Origin of the sequence: Nocardiopsis halotolerans DSM 44410 (assembly GCF_000341065.1) — a bacterium.
Classification (GTDB): Bacteria; Actinomycetota; Actinomycetes; order Streptosporangiales; family Streptosporangiaceae; genus Nocardiopsis; species Nocardiopsis halotolerans.
Genome location: NZ_ANAX01000141.1, coordinates 1,486 through 2,756, shown reverse-complemented (window position 1 = coordinate 2,756; position 1,271 = coordinate 1,486). Strand labels below are relative to the sequence as shown.

The following is a 1,271-nucleotide window of genomic DNA, read 5'->3' as shown; positions in this document are numbered from 1 at the left end:
ACGGACCGAAGCGGAGCGGAGGTCCAAAAAAACACCGCCCAGGGCGCCCGCGTGTGAACGTCCGTGCCCGGTCGCCCGGCGCGGGTGTGGGCGTGCGCTTCCTCGAACGGGCCGGGGCCGGACACCACGGCCCCGGCCCCGCGTGGTGCCGGATGTGCGCTTCGGAGGGGGCACGCGCACCAGCGGGCCATGATGTGGGATCCCTGAGGCGGTCCACGGCGGGACCGGGGCACCGGCGACCACTCCACTGTGGAGCAACACGAACACGAATATGGCCGCGACGGACTCTTCCGATCTCCGCCGCAGCGTGCTTGTGTGTCCTGCACCACAGGAACGACCGTTGGGAGTCCCCGTGTCCGACAACCGTCAGAGTTTCGTCCGGGTACTGGGAAGGGGGGACGTCCTCGCCCTCGGCTTCGGCGCGATGATCGGCTTCGGCTGGATCGTGCTGGTGGGTGACTTCGTCAGTGCGGCGGGCAGCGGGGGCGCCGCACTGGCCTTCGTGGTCGGCGGCGTCATCATGGCCTTCGTCGGCCTCACCTACGCCGAACTCGTCTCCGCGATGCCGCACGCGGGCGGCGAGCACCACTACGCCATGCGCGCCATCGGCCCCAAGGGGGCCTTCACCGCATCCTGGGCCATGGTCCTCGGCTACGTCTCCGTCGTGGCCTTCGAGGCCGTCGCCGTCCCCCAGACGCTCGTCTACCTCTTCCCCGACATGGCGGTCGCCCGCCTGTGGACCATCGCCGGATACGACGTCCACGCCAGCCTGGTCGCCGTCGGCGTGGCCGCGGCCGTGCTGGTGACCGCGGTCAACTACGTCGGCATCAAGCCCGCGAGCGTCTTCCAGACCATCGCTGTGCTGTTCCTGCTGGTCGCGGGGGCCGCCATGGTCACCGGCGCGTTCGTCGGCGGGTCCGTGGAGAACATGCGGCCGCTGTTCACCGGCGGCGTCTCCGGCATGTTCGTGGTCCTGGTGGCGGTCCCGTTCCTCTTCGTCGGCTTCGACGTCATCCCGCAGTCGTCATCGGAGATCAAGCTCCCCTACCGCATGGTCGGCGGCCTGCTGGTCCTGTCGGTGTCCTGCGCGACCGCCTGGTACGTGATGGTCATGCTGACGGCGGGCTCGGGCCTGAACCCGGCCGAGCTCGCGGCCTCCCAGTTGGCCTCCGCCGACTCCGTCGCCGCCATGTGGGACAGCGCGGCCATGGGCAACCTGCTCGTCCTCGGCGGTGTCGCGGGCCTGTTCACCAGCTGGAACGCCTTCCTCA

The 1,271-nt window shown here is 70.1% G+C and carries 1 protein-coding gene (running past one end of the window); it reads left to right on the top strand.

The window, feature by feature from the left end; all coding sequences use genetic code 11:
- Positions 1–352 precede the first annotated feature (352 nt).
- Positions 353–1,271, top strand: partial view of an APC family permease gene (locus tag D455_RS0110410; RefSeq protein ID WP_017570665.1) — the 5' portion only. 503 nt of this gene lie beyond the right edge of the window; the window shows 919 of its 1,422 coding nt (coding positions 1–919); it begins with the start codon at positions 353–355; its stop codon lies beyond the right edge, outside the window.